Origin of the sequence: Novosphingobium profundi, assembly GCF_018491765.1 — a bacterium.
GTDB classification, from domain to species: Bacteria; Pseudomonadota; Alphaproteobacteria; order Sphingomonadales; family Sphingomonadaceae; genus Novosphingobium; species Novosphingobium profundi.
On sequence record NZ_JABWCU010000005.1, the window covers coordinates 196,851 to 212,536 of the forward strand.

The window sequence follows — 15,686 nt, forward strand, 5'->3', positions numbered from 1 at the left end:
CCGCCGACCCGAACGAAGTCCCGCCCCCGATAGACTGGAGACCCGAACCGCCCATGGCCGAAACCAGCGCCTCCATCCGCCTCCTGGCCCCTCTCGCCGGCTGGCTCGGCCCGCTCGACGAACTGCCCGATCCGGTCTTCGCCGGACGCAGCCTGGGCGATGGCCTGGCGTTCGACCCGACGGGTGATACGCTCCACGCGCCCTGCGCGGGAACGGTCGCCTCGCTGGCGACCACCGGCCACGCAGTGACGCTGCGCCTTGAAGGCGGCGCGGAACTGCTGATGCACCTGGGCATCGACACCGTGGCGATGGGCGGGGCCGGTTTCACGCCGCTGGTGCGCCAGGGGCAGGAAGTGGCCTGCGGTGATGCGCTCGTGCGCTTCGATCTCGACGCCGTCGTCCAGAGCGCGTCGAGCGCGATGACCCCGGTGCTCCTGCTCGAAAGCGAGGACTGGACGCTTGCCGAAATGCGCGGGCCGGGCGCGGTCAAGGTCGGCGATCCGATCATGACCGTGGTGGCGCGCGCGGGCCGCGCGACGCAGGTCGCGCAGGAGCCGCGCGAGGAGGCTTTGGGTGAGACGATCACCCGCACGCTCGTCGTGCCGCTGCGCCACGGTATCCACGCGCGCCCGGCGGCGCGCTTGCGCCAGACGGCGGCACCCTTCGAGGCGATGGTCCGGCTCGAATTCGACAAGCGCACGGCCAGTCTGCGCAGCCCGGTCGGCCTGCTCGCGCTTGGCGTGCGGCTGTGGGATGAGATCACGCTCCACGCGCGCGGTCCCGATGCACTGGCGGCGCTCGATGCGCTGGAAGAGTTGATCGCAGGAGGAATGGGCGAGAAGGCCGAGCCCGGCGAACAGCCGCCCGCGCCGGTACCCGCCGTGACGGCGACGGCCTCTGCCACCGCTCCGGTCTCGACGCAGATCCCCGAGGACGGCCTTGTCCACGGTGTCTGTGCGGCGCCCGGCCTCGCGGTGGGTACGGTCGTGCATTACCGCCTTGCCGAGATTCCGCTTCAGCCCTCCTGTGGGGATGCGGCACGTGAACGCGTGGCGCTTGACGCGGCGCTTGGCGAGCTTGCTGCGCAGATCGCGCAGGAAAGCACGAATGCCGATCCGCGCGCGCAGAGCATCCTGAGCGCCCATGCAGCCATGCTCGACGACGAGGACTTGCGCGCGGCCGCCCACGAGGCGATCGCGGCGGGTGCCGGGGCGGGCGAGGGCTGGAAGGCGGCAATCGCGCCGCAAGTCCAGGTCCTGCTGAAATCCGGCGATGCGCGCCTCGCCGAGCGGGCCGACGACATGCGCGACCTCGAACGGCGTGTCCTCATCCGCCTCGCGGGCGTCGAGGAAAAGCCGGTCGAACTGCCGCAAGGCGCGGTCCTGGTCGCCGAGGATCTGCTGCCCTCGCAGCTCATCGCGCTCGAAACCGGCAAGCTGGCGGGTATCGCGCTGGTCAAGGGCGGCCCGACGTCGCACGTCGCGATTCTCGCGGGCGGCATGGGGCTGGCCATGGTGGTGGCCGCTGGCCCGGCCCTGGGCCAGCTGGAGGAAGGTGCGCAAGTCATCGTCGATGCCGCATCCGCGCGGATCGAGGCGCGCCCCGCAGCGGAGCGCATCGCGGCCGTTCGCAACCGTCTCGCGCGCCAGGCCGAGCGCCGCGCCGAAGCGCGCGCGGCGACTGCGCCGTGCACCACGCGCGATGGTACCCGCATCGAGGTCTTCGCGAACCTCGGATCGGACGCCGACGCGCGGCTTGCCGTCGCCAACGGTGCCGAAGGCTGCGGGCTCCTGCGCAGCGAATTCCTGTTCCTCGAGCGCGCGTCCGCGCCCGACGTGGCCGAGCAGGCCGCCTCGTACCAGGCGGTCGCCGACGCGCTCGAGGGGCGCCCGCTGATCGTGCGCCTGCTCGACATCGGTGGTGACAAGCCCGCGCCCTACCTGCCGATCACCGGTGAGGAAAACCCGGCGCTGGGCCTTCGCGGTATCCGCGTGGGCCTTGCCCATCGTGACCTGCTCGAAGCGCAAGTCGAGGCGATCGCGCGGGTCCGGCCGCTCGGCCAGTGCCGGATCATGGTGCCGATGGTGGCGAGCCTTTCCGAACTGCGCGCGGTGCGCGCGGTGCTCGACAGCGTGAGTGCACGGCTTGGCCTTGCCGCCCCTATCGAGCTGGGCATCATGGTCGAGACGCCCGCTGCGGCGGCAACTGCCGACATCCTTGCGCGCGAGGCCGATTTTCTTTCGATCGGTACCAACGATCTCACCCAGTACACGCTGGCGATGGACCGCACCAACGCCTCGGTCGCGGCCTCGCTCGACGGGTTGCACCCGGCCGTGCTGCGCCTGATCGGCCAGACCTGCACGGGCGGCGCCTGCCATGGCCGCTGGACCGGGGTCTGCGGTTCGCTCGCGTCCGATCCGGTGGCGGTGCCGCTGCTGCTCGGACTCGGCGTGCGCGAGCTTTCCGCCAGCGCCGCGCTGGTCACCGACATCAAGGCGCTGGTCGCAACACTCGACCTCGACGCCTGCCGCGAACTGGCCGCCAAGGCCCTGGAGTGCGCCTCGGCGCAGGACGTGCGCGCGCTCGTCGCCGCCCACATCGAGGAGAACGAGGCATGAGCAAGGCCAAGCTTCAGGCCCTGGTGGAAACCCTGCAGCCGCTCGGCCGCGCGCTGATGCTGCCGATCGCGGTGCTGCCCGTGGCGGGGCTCCTGCTGCGCCTGGGCCAGCCCGACCTGCTCGACATCGCGCTGCTGAGCGCGGCGGGCGATGCGCTGTTCGCGCACCTGGGTCTGCTTTTCGCGATCGGTGTCGCCACCGGCTACGCGCGCGACGGCAATGGTGCGGCGTGCCTGGCAGGCATCGTGTGTTACCTCGTCGCGACCGAGGCGGCCAAGGTGCTGATGCCCGCGCCCGAAGGTCTCGATCCGGCCAATGCCGCTGATGCCCTCGCCATCGCGGCGGGCAAGGCGCAAGGGATCGCCCGGTTAGACGTGCCCATCGGCATCATTTCGGGCCTTGTCGGCGGCAAGTTCTACAACCGCTTCTCGGCCTTCAAGTTGCCGGAATACCTCGCCTTCTTCGGTGGGCGCCGGTTCGTACCGATCGTCGCGGGGCTTGCGGGCCTCGTCATGGCGACGGTCATCGGGCTCGCCTTTGGTCCGATCGTGGGCGGCATCGATGCGATCAGCCGGGGCATCGTCGACATGGGCGGTTTCGGGCTGTTCCTGTTCGGCGTGATCAACCGGCTGCTGCTGGTGACGGGCCTCCACCACATCTTCAACAACCTGTTCTGGTTCGTCCTGGGCGATTTCCACGGGGCGCACGGCGACATCCGCCGCTTCTTCATGGGCGATCCGACGGCGGGCGGCTTCATGACCGGATTCTTCCCGGTGATGATGTTCGGCCTGCCCGCCGCCTGCCTCGCGATCTACCGCACCGCGCGGCCCGAGCGGCGCAAGGCGGTGGGCGGCATGCTGCTCAGCCTCGCGCTGACCTCGATGCTGACGGGCGTCACCGAGCCGATCGAGTTCACCTTCATGTTCCTCGCGCCCGCGCTTTACGCGCTCCACGCGGTGCTGACCGGTATCTCGATGTGGCTGATGACCGCGCTTGGCGTGCACCTGGGCTTCGGCTTCTCGGCAGGCCTGTTCGACTACGTGCTCAATTTCGGCAAGGCGACGCGTCCGCTCATGCTGGTGCCGGTCGGCATCGCCTACTTCGCGATCTACTACACGCTGTTCGCCTTCGTGATCCGCAAGTTCGACCTCAAGACCCCGGGCCGCGAGGACGATCCGGTCGGCGAGGAAGTGGCCGAGAGCAGCGAGGACGGTGCGCGCGGCGCGGCCTATGTCGCGGCGCTGGGCGGAGCGGCAAACCTCGAGAGCGTCTCGGCCTGCACCACGCGCCTGCGCCTCATCGTCGCGGACCAGTCGGTGGTCGACGACGCGCGGCTCAAGGCGCTCGGCGCGCGGGGCATCGTGCGTCCCTCCGAGAAGGCGCTGCAGGTGATCCTGGGGCCGGTTGCCGACATCGTCTCGGTCGAGATTCGCGAAGCCATGGGCAGCGCGGCGCGCGCACCGGCGCCCGAGGTGGCACCGGCCGCCGCCCCGGCCGTGCCCAAGGCGACCGCGTTCCGGCTCGAGCCCGCCATGTTGGCCGCGCTCGGCGGCGAGGCCAATGTCGGGCCGGTGCAACTTCACGCCAACCGCGTGCGCGTGGTCGTGGCGCAAGGCGCGCGGGTCGACGAGAACCGCTTGCTCGGGCTCGGCGTGCGCGCGGTGGCGCGTCCCGACGCGACGACGGTTCATCTCGTGCTTGCGCCCTGAAGGGCGCAGCGCAAGGACAGGGCTGGCAGGCGGGCGTGTCGCAGGGCACGTCCGCCTTTTTCGCATGGGACGGGCTCAACCGGGGAAATCTTAAATTGGTCTGCAATTCCACCGGCGCATTTGGTTGATCTTGAGCCGATTTTCTGAAACGATCGCAAAATCACATGATCTAAATAATACCAATTGGACAAAATGGATATATTTTGGCAGCATTGGTATAGCGATTCAGGCAGGGGGACGACAATGCGGGGCAAGCAGCGGAAGCAGGAGCGCGCCAGTGGCGCGCGCGGCACGGGTGGCCTGGCGCTGCTGTTGGCGGGTGTAGCCGTGGCGCCCGCCGCCGCTTCGGCGTCCCTGCCGCTCGTTCCCTATCCGGCCGAAGTGCACGCGGCGAGCGGTGTGCTGCGCGTGGCCGAAGGTGCCCGCATCGTGGTTCCGGCGGAGGACCAGGCCGCGCGCAACGCGGCGCAAGTGCTTGCCGCGCATGCGATTTCGGCGCGCGGGCTGAAGCTCTCCATCGCCGAGGGGAATAGTGCGGGCGGCGCGGTTGCGGTGCGCTTCGTGCGCGATCCTGCGATCACCGGCCCGGAGGCCTATCGTCTCGAAGTCACTCCGGCAGGGGCCACTATCGCGGCGTCGCAGCCCTCGGGCTTTCTCTATGGCGCGATGACCTTCAACCAGTTGCTGGGCACCGCGAGCGGGTCCGTAGCCCAAGTTCCCGCACTTACCATTGTCGATGCGCCGCGCTTCGCCTGGCGCGGGCTGATGGTGGACACGGCGCGCCATTTCCAGCCGCTTGCCTCGCTGCGCACGCTCGTCGACCAGATGGTGGAAGTGAAGCTCAACGTGCTGCACCTGCACCTCACCGACGACCAGGGCTGGCGCTTCGAGGTCAAGCGCTACCCGAGGCTGACCGAGACCGGCGCGTGGCGCAGGTCGCCGGGCGCAGGGCAGGGCGAAAGCGGGCGCGTAGGCGGCTTCTATACGCAGGACGAGCTCAAGGGGCTGGTCGCCTATGCCAAGGCGCGCGGCATCACGATCGTGCCCGAGATCGATCTGCCGGGGCACGCGCAGGCGCTGCTGGCGGCCTATCCCGAACTGGGCGTGATCGGGGCTGCGCCCAAGGTCTCGCACGACTGGGGCATCAACCCCTACCTGTTCAATCCCGGCCCCGAGGGCATGGCTTTCGTCAAGGCGGTGCTGGACGAGGTCATGGAGGTCTTCCCCTCGACCTACATCCATCTGGGCGGTGACGAGGCGGTCAAGGACCAGTGGGAACGTTCGCCGCAGGTACAGGCGCAGATGCGCGCGCTGGGCATCACCAGCGAGAACGCGCTGCAGAGCTGGATGATCGAGCAGCTGGGCCAATACCTGGGCGAGCACGGTCGCAGGCTGATCGGGTGGGACGAGATCCTCGAGGGCGGTATTCCGCCTTCGGCCTCGGTGATGAGCTGGCGCGGCGAGGACGGCGCGATCGCGGCCGCCAACGCCGGGCACGACGTGGTGCTCTCGCCTTCGCCCGGGCTCTATCTCGACAACAAGCAGTCCACGCTGGGCGACGAGCCCGCTGGACGCGGTTTCGTGCAGAGCCTGGAGGCGATCTACCGGTACGATCCGATGCCCGCCGCGATTGCCCCCGACAAGGCCGGGCATGTCATGGGCGTCCAGGCCAACGCCTGGAGCGAGTACCTCGTCACGCCCTGGCAAATGCAGCACAAGATCTTCCCGCGCGCGGGCGCTCTGGCCGAGGATGGCTGGTCGCCGCGTGCGAGCGGCAAGAAGGATTACGCAGCGTTTCTCGCGCGGCTCGATCCGCAGATCCGGCGCTGGAAGAAGGCGGGCGTGGAAGTGGCCGACAGCGCCTTTGCGGTCGATTTCGCGCTGGCGCGTCCGCTGGGCGAGACGCTCGATGCCCGGCGCGTCGGGGTGACGCTCGTAACGCAGGCGCCATATGGCACGATCCGCTACACGCTCGACGGGTCTGAGCCCGATCCGCGTTCGAAGGCCTATGCCGCGCCCCTGAACGTGGTGCCGGGCACGGTGATCCGCGCCGCGAGCTTTGCCGCCGATGGCGCCGTGCTTTCCGCGGTGCGCCGTTTCGATACCGCGCACACCGCGCTGATGACCGCACCCAACGCCGCGCTTACCGGCTGCGGTGCGGACGCGCTGTGGCTGCGCCTGCCGCTCGGCGCGGATGCCACGGCCAAGGGCCCCGCCTACAACACCAATATCTTCGATGCCTGTTCCGCCCAGGAAAAGGCCCCGCTCGGCCACGCGCGCAGCGTGACCGTTACCGTGGTGCGCCTGCCGCGCAACTTCGGCCTTGCCCACGATATCTGGACCGAAGTGCGCCACTATCCCACCAGCCCGCACGGCGAACTGGTGGTCAGCGCCGCATGCAAGGCGGCCGCAAAGGCTGCCGAGGGCGACCCCAAGGCCCGCCACCATGACCCGCTGCCGGGGGCGAGCCTGCTCGCCACCTGGCCTCTGCCCGACCCCGCGACGGCTCCGCAGCGTTTCGACGTGCACGCCGTCCTGCCCGAGGTCGCCATGAAGGACGAAAGCGACGTATGTTTCCAGTTTACAGCGCCCCTCTCGGATCCGCTCTACGCGGTGGAATCGGTCACCTGGTCGGACGCTGCGAAGTGACGCGCGCCCGCACCCGGATCGCTGCGCTAGGCGCGCTGCTGCTGGCGACCAGCGCCTCGCCGGTCCTCGCCGATGCGCCCGTCCGCACGGCGCTCAACGAAGGCTGGCAGGCGCGCATCGCGCCTTCGGACACCGATGCGGCCAAGGCGCACCCGCGTGAGGCGCAGTGGTTCGCCGCGCGCGTGCCCGGTGCGATCCAGCGCACGCTGGTCGAGGACAAGCGCGTGCCCGACCCGTTCCTTTCCACCAACGAGGCGGCGATCCAGTGGGCGGGCCTGACGGGCTGGGACATGCGCCGCACGCTCGATGTCAGCGCGGCCCAGCTGAAGCGCGGGCACCTCGATCTCGTCTTCGACGGGCTCGACACGTTCGCGACCGTTTTGATCAACGGGCACGAGGTGCTCAAGGCCGACAACGCGCACCGCACCTGGCGCGTGGAGGCCAAGCCGTACCTGCACGAGGGCGCGAACGAGATCCTCGTGCATTTCGCCTCGCCGATCGCCACACTCCAGCCGATGGTGCTCGCCGAGAAGAATCCGCTGCCGGGCGAATACGACAGCGCCTTTGGCGATGAGCCAAAGGGCAAGCAGACCTCGCCCTACATCCGCAAGCCCAAGTACGACTATGGCTGGGACTGGGGCCCGCGCATCGTCAACATCGGCATCTGGCGCCCGGTCCACCTCGAGGCCTGGGACGATGCGCGCATCGAGGGTCTCGATGTCGTCCAGACCGCGCTTTCCGACGATCAGGCGCAGCTCACCGCGCGGCTTCGCGTCACCGCCGACAAGGCCGGGCCGATGACCGTGCGTGTGGCTCTGAAGGGCCCCGACGGGCGGTCGCTGAAGCCGGTGGAGCGTACCGTGACGGTCGGCGCGGGCGACAGCCTCGTGGACGTTCCTGTCACGATCGCCAGCCCCCGGCGCTGGTGGCCCGCCGGCTACGGCGCACAGCCGCTCTATGCGCTCGACGCCGCGATCCGAAAGGGGCTTGGTGCGGGCGATCACGAAGGCCGCTCCGTGGGCCTGCGCACCGTCGAGCTGATCCGCGAGGGCGGCGCGATGGGCTTCAAGGTCAATGGCGTGCCGATCTTCGCAAAGGGTGCCAACCTCATCCCCTTCGACATGTTTCGCAGCCGGGTGAGCGACGCCACCATGCGCACGCTTCTGGAAGATGCGCGCGCGGTGAACATGAACATGATCCGCGTCTGGGGCGGCGGTTCGTACCTCGAGGACAGCTTCTACGACGAGGCCGACCGGCTCGGCCTGATGGTCTGGCAGGACTTCATGTTCGGCGGCGCGGTGACGCCGCCCGATGCGGCCTACCGCGCAAGTGTGGCGGCCGAGGCGGACGAGCAGCTCGCACGGCTGGGCACGCACCCCTCGATCGTACTTTGGGCGGGTGGCAACGAAGTGCTTTCGGGCTGGGAGAACTGGAGCGACCGCAAGGCGTTCAAGAAGGCCGTCGGCCCCGACGAGCAGGAGCGCATCGCGACCGGCATGACCGTGCTGTTCGACCGCGTGCTGCGCGGTGCCGTGGCCGAACATTCGCCCGGCACGCCCTACTGGCCTGGCTCGCCCTCGAACGACTACGATGGCCCCACCGACACCGACGCGGCGGGCGACCGCCACTTCTGGGATGTCTGGTCAGGCTCAAAGCCGGTCGAGAACTACACCCATTCGTGCCCGCGCTTCATGTCCGAATACGGTTTCCAGGCAATGCCGGTGATGGCAACGGTCCGCCAGTTCGCGGGCGAGGGGCCCTACACCGCCGACAGCGCGGTGATGAAGGCGCACCAGAAGTTCCTGGCAGGCGAGGGCAACGAACGCCTCAAGTTCTACCTCGACGCGCGGCTGCGTCCGGCCAAGGACTTCGCCGACTTCGTCTACCTCACGCAAGTCAACCAGATGCAGGCCATCGCACTGGCCGCACGCCACCACCGCGGCTGCGAGCCGGTCACGATGGGCTCGCTCTACTGGCAGCTCAACGACGTCTGGCCCTCGATCTCGTGGGCGAGCGTCGACCACTATGGGCGCTGGAAGCTGCTGCACTACGCCGCCAAGCGCTTCTTCGCAGCCCAGATCGTGACCGCCGAGCACGCGGGCAGCGAGACGAAGGTGACGCTGGTCTCCGATGCCACCACGCCGCTGGCCGCGCATTGGGCGCTGACCGGCTACGCGATGGACGGCACCAAGCTGGGCGAGGCCGGGGGCGACATCACGCTTGCGCCCACCACGGCCACCCCCGCGCGCGCCGTACCCGACGCCGAGGTGTTCGGGTCGGCGACACCGGGGGCGTCCTTTGCGGTGGCGACCTTGACGGTCGAGGGCAAGACCGTCTCGCGCCAGATCGTCGAACGCGCCCTGCCCAAGGACATGGCCTATCCGGCGCCGGGTCTGGAGGCGGTGTGGAAGGGCAAGAGCGTAACGCTGACCGCGAAAAACCTGGCCCGCGCGGTGATGCTCGATTTCGGGACGCTCGACGCGCACCCCGACGACAATGGCTTTGACCTGCTGCCCGGTGAAAGCCGCACAATCACCGTGACCTCCGCGTCCGACGCGGCGGCGCTGGCCAGCGCGCTGACGCTGCGCACTCTGGCGGGAGGCAAGTGATGCGCGCAAGGCTTCTCACCACCGCGACGTTGCTTCTGGCCACGGCGCTGACTGGCGTGCCCGCGCTCGCCGATACGCCCGTGGAGGATGGCGCGGGCAAGCCGATCGCCAAGCCCGTTCGCGACGCCATTGCGGGAGCGAGCCTTGAACAGAAGGCCGCGCAGCTCCAGTCGACCGCGCCCGCCGACCCCAGGATGGGCCTGCCCGCCTACGACTGGTGGAGCGAAGGGCTGCACGGCCTTGCCCGCAATGGCGTTGCCACCGTGTTCCCGCAGGCGATCGGCCTTGCCGCGACCTGGGACCCGGACCTTCTGGAAAAGGTCGGCACGGTCGTCTCGACCGAGGCGCGCGCCAAGTTCAACGCGGCTCCGCGCGACGCTGACCGGCGCATCTACGAAGGGCTCACCATCTGGTCGCCCAACATCAACATCTTCCGCGATCCGCGCTGGGGGCGCGGGCAGGAGACCTATGGCGAGGATCCGTTCCTCACCGGCAGTCTTGCCGTCGGCTTCATCAAGGGGCTGCAGGGGCCCGACCGTGCGCACCCGCGCGTGATCGCGACCGCCAAGCACCTTGCCGCACACTCGGGTCCTGAGGCCGGGCGTGACAGCTTCGACGTCGACGCCGCGCCGCAGGACATGGAGGCAACCTTCCTTCCTGCCTTCCGCATGGCGGTGACCGAGGGCGGCGTCCTCTCGCTGATGTGCTCGTACAACTCGATCCACGGCACGCCGGTCTGCGCCGATGCGCCGCTGCTGAACGAGCGCGTGCGCAAGGACTGGCACTTCGACGGCTTCGTCGTTTCGGACTGCGATGCCATCGGCAATATCTGGCAGTTCCACCACTACACGTACGACGCGGCCGAGGCTTCGGCGGCAGGCATTCGCGGCGGCACCGACTTCAACTGCGGCACCGCCTATGGCGCGGTTCCCGAGGCGGTGAGGCGCGGTCTCCTGAGCGAAGGCGAGGTCGATGTCGCGCTCGCCCGCTCGCTTCAGGCGCGCTACGATCTCGGCACGCTTTACGATGCGAAGAGCCCGTGGTCGCGGATCCCGCCGAGTGCGATCAACACCAGGGACGACCGCGCGCTGGCGCTCGAAGCCGCGCGCAAGGCGATCGTGCTCTTGCAGAACAAGGGCGGCGTGCTGCCGTTCAAGGCCGGTGCGCACCTCGCCGTCGTGGGCGTCAACGCCGACGATCTGGGCGTGCTGGAGGGCAACTATCACGGCACCGCCGCCGATCCGGTGACCCCGCTCGATGGCATCCGCGCGCGTTTCGGCGCGGCCAACGTGACGTACGCGCAAGGCTCGGTCCTTGCCGAAGGCGCGCCGGTGGTCATGCCCGAGACGGCGCTTTCGTACGAAGGAAAGCCGGGGCTTCTTGCCACGTACAACGATGCGCAGGGCGAGACCGTGCTTGCGCGGCAGGACCGGCGGATCGACTTCAACTTCACCCGCACCGCCCCCCAGGGGCTCGATCCCCGGCGCTTCGATGCCGTGTGGACGGGCGATTTCACCCCGCCCAAGGCGGGCACCTACCGCCTCGTGCTCGACGCACCGCAGTGCTGGAAGGACTGCACCCGCCACGACGACGTCCGGCTGCTGGTGGGCGGCAAGGTGCTGCACGAAGGTCCGCTCGGTGGCCAGCGTATCGAGGTGGCGATCGCCTCGGACGGGAGCCCGCAGCCGATCCGCGTCGAACTCAACCACTATGGCGAGGACGAGGGGCTACGCCTGATGTGGCTCCCGCCCGAGGACGCGCTGCTCGGCGGCGCGCTCGAGGCGGCGAAGGGGGCCGATGCCATCGTCGCGGTGCTCGGCCTTTCGCCCGATCTCGAGGGCGAGGCGCTGCAGGTGCAGGTGCCCGGCTTCGTGGGCGGCGACCGCTCCGAGATCGAACTGCCCGAACCGCAGGTCGCACTGCTCAAGGCGCTCAAGGCGACCGGCAAGCCGGTGGTCGCCGTGCTCTCGACCGGCAGCGCCATCGCCATCGATCCCGATCTGGCCGACGCCGTCGTCGCCAACTGGTATTCGGGCGAGGAGGGGGGCACCGCGCTTGCCGATACGCTCGTGGGCGCGAACAACCCCTCGGGCCGCCTGCCGGTGACCTTCTACAAGAAGACCAGCGATCTGCCCGCCTTCGTCGATTATTCGATGAAGGAGCGCACCTACCGCTACTTCACCGGGACCCCGCTCTGGGGCTTCGGCCATGGTCTGAGCTACACCACCTTCGCCTATTCGGGCGCGAGCGCCACCAGTGCGGCGGTCGGTTCCCCGGTCACCGTCACGGCGAGGCTGGCGAACACCGGCGCGCGCGGCGGCGAGGAAGTCGTTCAGGCCTATGTCGTGCCGCCTTCCGACGGGCACCGGCCGATCCTGACCGAACCCGTCCTGCAGCGGCAGCTTGGCGCGTTCACGCGCGTTACCCTCAAGCCCGGTGCATCGCGCAAGGTGACCCTGACGCTCGACCCGCGCCGGATCTCGGTGGTCGACCGTCGCGGCACACGCCGCGTGGTGCCGGGCGACTACAAGGTCTGGATCGGTGGCGGTCAACCGGGCGATGGCGCGGGCCAGTGGGCCAGCTTCACGCTTGCCGGCGATGCGATGGAGATGCCCAAGTGAGCGAGAACGTCAGCGAGAATGCCTTGAACCGTCGTCGCCTTCTGCAAGGTGGTGCGGCGCTGGCCGGGGCGGCCTTTGCCGTTTCGGCGGGCAGCGGCCGCGCACTGGCCGAGGAAAGCAGCTTCACCAAGGTGATCCCGATGCCGTCCGGCGGTGGTCGCCCGGCGCCTGCGCAGCGCCGCTTCGTCAGCAAGGCAGTGGAAGAGGAGATCGCGCGTGTTTCGGCGCTGATCGGCGATCCCAAGCTGCGCACGATGTTCGAGGGCTGCTATCCCAACACGCTCGACACCACGGTCGAGATGGGCACGCTCGAGGGGCGCGAGGATACGTTCGTGATCACCGGCGACATCCCGTGCCTGTGGCTGCGCGACAGCACCGCGCAGGTCCTGCCTTACATGCACCTCGCGACGCGCGATGCGGACCTGCGCGCGATGTTCCGGGGCCTGATCGCCCGCCAGTCGCGCTCGATCCTGATCGACCCTTACGCCAACGCCTTCATGCACGACCCCAAGGCGCGCACGAACCTGTCGTGGGCGCTGAAGGACCAGACCGAGATGAAGCCGGGCGTTGCCGAGCGCAAATGGGAGATCGATTCGCTGTGCTACGCGATGCGCCTTGGCTACCGCTATTGGCGCGAAACGCAGGACAAGGCGCCGTTCGACGCGCTCTGGGTGGAGGCCTCGCGCGCTTGCGTGCGCACGCTGCGCGAACAGCAGCGAAAAGGGGATCGCGGGCCCTACAGCTTCCAGCGCACCAGCAACCGGCCGACCGAGACGATGCAACTCGACGGCTGGGGGGCGCCGGCGCGCAGTGTCGGCCTCATCCATTCGGGTTTCCGTCCCTCGGACGATGCCTGCACTTATCCCTTCCTGATCCCGGCCAACCACTTCGCGGTCACTGCGCTGCGCGAAATGGCACATGTGGCCGAAGCTGCGCGCGGCGACGCGGCGCTCGCCGCCGACGCGCGCGCGCTGGCGGACGAGGTGGCACAGGCGCTGCGCCAGTGGGGCACGATGGTCTTGCCCGACGGTCGCCAGGTCTGGGCTTACGAGGTCGATGGCTTTGGCAACGCAATGTTCATGGACGATGCCAACGTGCCCTCGCTGCTGGGCCTCGCGTTCCTGGGCTGCGTGCCGACAAGCGATGCCCTTTGGCAGGCGACGGCGGCGGCGTGCTGGTCGGATGCGAACCCCTATTTCTTCAAGGGCAGCGCGATCGAGGGGATCGGGGGCCCGCACGTCGGGCTCGGCCAGGTCTGGCCGATGAGCCTCATCGTGCGCGCGATGTCGAGCGATGATCCGGTGGTGATCGGGCAGATGCTGCAGGCGCTGCGCGACACCGACGCGGGAACCGGCTTCATGCACGAGGCGCTCGACAGCAACGACCCTGCGCAGTTCACGCGGCCCTGGTTCGCCTGGGCCAACGGCCTCTTCGGCGAACTGGTCATCCGCATTGCCGACCAGTTCCCCCAGCTTCTCGCCGCGCGCCCCTGAGCCGCGCCGCGCCCCTTTTGCCAAGGACAGACTCCATGGACTTCTCCCGCCGCCGCTTCCTTGCCGAAACCGCGATCGCCAGCGCTGCCGCCGGTGGCCTCTCGGCCGTCCCCGCCGAGGCCTTCGCGCAAGGCGCCGCCGTACCCACCCCCTGGGGCGCGCGCCCTTCGCCGCGCCAGGTCAAGTGGCACAAGCGCGGCATGTATTCCTTCATCCACTTTGCGATGAACACCTTCACCGACAAGGAATGGGGCTACGGCGACGAGAAGCCCGAGTGGTTCAATCCCACCGACTTCGACCCCGACCAGATCGTCGCAGCGGCCAAGGCCGCGGGCATGACCGGGATTATCCTCACCGCCAAGCACCACGATGGCTTCTGCTTGTGGCAGACGCAGACGACCGAACACTCGATCCGCAACAGCCCCTATAAGCAGGGCAAGGGGGATATCGTGGCGGAACTGGGCGAGGCGACCCGCCGCGCCGGGCTCGACTACGGCCTCTACCTCAGCCCCTGGGATCGCAACCGCGCCGACTACGGCACGCCCGACTACATCACCTACTACCGCGCGCAGTTGACCGAGCTCTGCACGCGCTACGGCAAGCTGTTCGAAGTCTGGTTCGATGGTGCGAACGGCGGCGACGGCTACTACGGCGGCGCGCGCGAGGCGCGCAAGATCGACGCGCCCAAATACTACAACTGGCCCTCGATCGTCGAACTGGTGCACAGGCTCCAGCCCGATGCCTGCACCTTCGATCCGCTCGGCGCCGACATTCGCTGGGTGGGCAACGAGAACGGCGTGGCGGGCGATCCGTGCTGGCCCACGATGCCCAACCGCCCCTACGAGCAGGATCTGGGCAACGCGGGCCTGCGCGGCGGCGAACTGTGGTGGCCGGCCGAGACCGATGTCTCGATCCGTCCAGGCTGGTTCTACCACGCCGACGAGGATTCCAAGGTCAAGAGCCCCGAGCGCCTGATCCAGCTCTTCGACGAGTCGGTGGGCCGTGGCACCAACCTCAATCTCAATCTGCCGCCCGACCGGCGCGGCCGGATCGCCGATCAGGACGTGAAGATCCTGAAGAGCTTCGGCGATGCCCTGCGCGCAAGCTTTGCCAAGGATCTTGCCAAGGGTTCGGTCGCCCACGCCAGCGCCGAACGCGGCGCGGCCTTTGCCGCCGCGCGCGTGCTCGACGGGCGCGACGATACCTACTGGTCCAGCCCCGATGCCGACCACACCCCGACGCTCACGCTCGACCTGGCGCCAGGCACTCGCTTCGACCTCGTGCGGGTGAAGGAATTCCTGCCCCTGGGCGTGCGCGTCACGCGCTTCGCCATCGAGGCCGAGATCGGCGGTGTGTGGCAGCGCCTCGCCGAGAAGGAATGCATCGGTGCGCAGCGGATCATCCGCCTGCCCGAGAAGATCGCCCCGCGCCGCGTGCGCCTCGTGGTACTCGATGCGCCTGCGTGCCCCGCGATCACCGAGTTCGCGCTGTTCGCCGCGGTTGCCCCGGTGCCCGTGCCCGCGATCGTCTCGAGCGATCCCACCGTGCTCGACACCACCAAATGGAAGGTCGTCTCGGCCAGCGCGGCGGGCGCCGAAGTGCTGCTCGACAACGATGCCGCGACGATCTGGCGCCAGAGCGCGCCGATGCCGGGCAAGCCCGCGCAGGTCACCCTCGACCTCGGCAGCGATGTCGAGCTCGCCGGTTTCAGCCTGACGCCGGGCCGCCAGGTCGACAGCCAGGCGGTGCCGCCCAAGGGCTATCGCGCCGAAGTCAGCCAGGACGGCACGCGTTGGAGCGAAGTGGCCCAAGGCGAATTCTCGAACATCGCCTATGCGCTTTCGACCCAGCGCATCGCCTTCGCCGCGCCCGTGGCGACCCGCTATCTGCGCCTGACCTTTGCCGAAACCGCCATCGATGCGCCCAAGCTCGCCATTGCCGGGGTCGGCGGCTTCTCCGCCAAGCGCTGACGAGCGCGCCCCGCACC

General features: G+C 69.1%; 7 protein-coding genes. All 7 read left to right on the forward strand.

The window, feature by feature from the left end:
* Positions 1-53 precede the first annotated feature (53 nt).
* The 7 genes from ptsP (at position 54) to HT136_RS06200 (ending at position 15,669) form a co-directional block, all read left to right on the forward strand.
* On the forward strand, positions 54-2,618 hold the full coding sequence (gene ptsP / locus HT136_RS06170; RefSeq protein ID WP_214198691.1) for a phosphoenolpyruvate--protein phosphotransferase: 2,565 nt from the start codon (positions 54-56) through the stop codon (positions 2,616-2,618).
* Positions 2,615-4,327: an N-acetylglucosamine-specific PTS transporter subunit IIBC gene (nagE, locus tag HT136_RS06175; RefSeq protein WP_214198692.1), complete on the forward strand. Its 1,713-nt coding sequence runs from the start codon at positions 2,615-2,617 to the stop codon at positions 4,325-4,327. The genes ptsP and nagE overlap by 4 nt, the downstream gene beginning before the upstream one ends.
* A gap of 243 nt (positions 4,328-4,570) precedes the next feature.
* Positions 4,571-6,976 (forward strand): beta-N-acetylhexosaminidase, encoded by a 2,406-nt coding sequence (locus HT136_RS06180; protein ID WP_214198693.1) that lies wholly within the window; start codon positions 4,571-4,573, stop codon positions 6,974-6,976.
* Positions 6,973-9,585 (forward strand): beta-mannosidase, encoded by a 2,613-nt coding sequence (locus tag HT136_RS06185; RefSeq protein WP_343222118.1) that lies wholly within the window; start codon positions 6,973-6,975, stop codon positions 9,583-9,585. Before HT136_RS06180 ends, HT136_RS06185 begins: the two co-directional genes overlap by 4 nt.
* Entirely contained in the window at positions 9,585-12,206 is a 2,622-nt protein-coding gene (locus tag HT136_RS06190; RefSeq protein ID WP_214198695.1) for a glycoside hydrolase family 3 C-terminal domain-containing protein, read from the forward strand. Before HT136_RS06185 ends, HT136_RS06190 begins: the two co-directional genes overlap by 1 nt.
* Before the next feature lie 140 nt (positions 12,207-12,346).
* Positions 12,347-13,699: a glycoside hydrolase family 125 protein gene (locus HT136_RS06195; RefSeq protein WP_246543422.1), complete on the forward strand. Its 1,353-nt coding sequence runs from the start codon at positions 12,347-12,349 to the stop codon at positions 13,697-13,699.
* A gap of 35 nt (positions 13,700-13,734) precedes the next feature.
* Positions 13,735-15,669 (forward strand): alpha-L-fucosidase, encoded by a 1,935-nt coding sequence (locus HT136_RS06200; protein ID WP_214198696.1) that lies wholly within the window; start codon positions 13,735-13,737, stop codon positions 15,667-15,669.
* Positions 15,670-15,686: the final 17 nt, after the last annotated feature.

Bases quoted from the DNA above. Each gene is read 5' to 3' on its own strand.
- ptsP (WP_214198691.1), top strand. From the start codon at position 54: ATGGCCGAAACCAGCGCCTCCATCCGCCTCCTGGCCCCTCTCGCCGGC.
- nagE (WP_214198692.1), top strand. From the start codon at position 2,615: ATGAGCAAGGCCAAGCTTCAGGCCCTGGTGGAAACCCTGCAGCCGCTC.
- HT136_RS06180 (WP_214198693.1), top strand. From the start codon at position 4,571: ATGCGGGGCAAGCAGCGGAAGCAGGAGCGCGCCAGTGGCGCGCGCGGC.
- HT136_RS06190 (WP_214198695.1), top strand. From the start codon at position 9,585: ATGCGCGCAAGGCTTCTCACCACCGCGACGTTGCTTCTGGCCACGGCG.
- HT136_RS06195 (WP_246543422.1), top strand. From the start codon at position 12,347: ATGCCGTCCGGCGGTGGTCGCCCGGCGCCTGCGCAGCGCCGCTTCGTC.
- HT136_RS06200 (WP_214198696.1), top strand. From the start codon at position 13,735: ATGGACTTCTCCCGCCGCCGCTTCCTTGCCGAAACCGCGATCGCCAGC.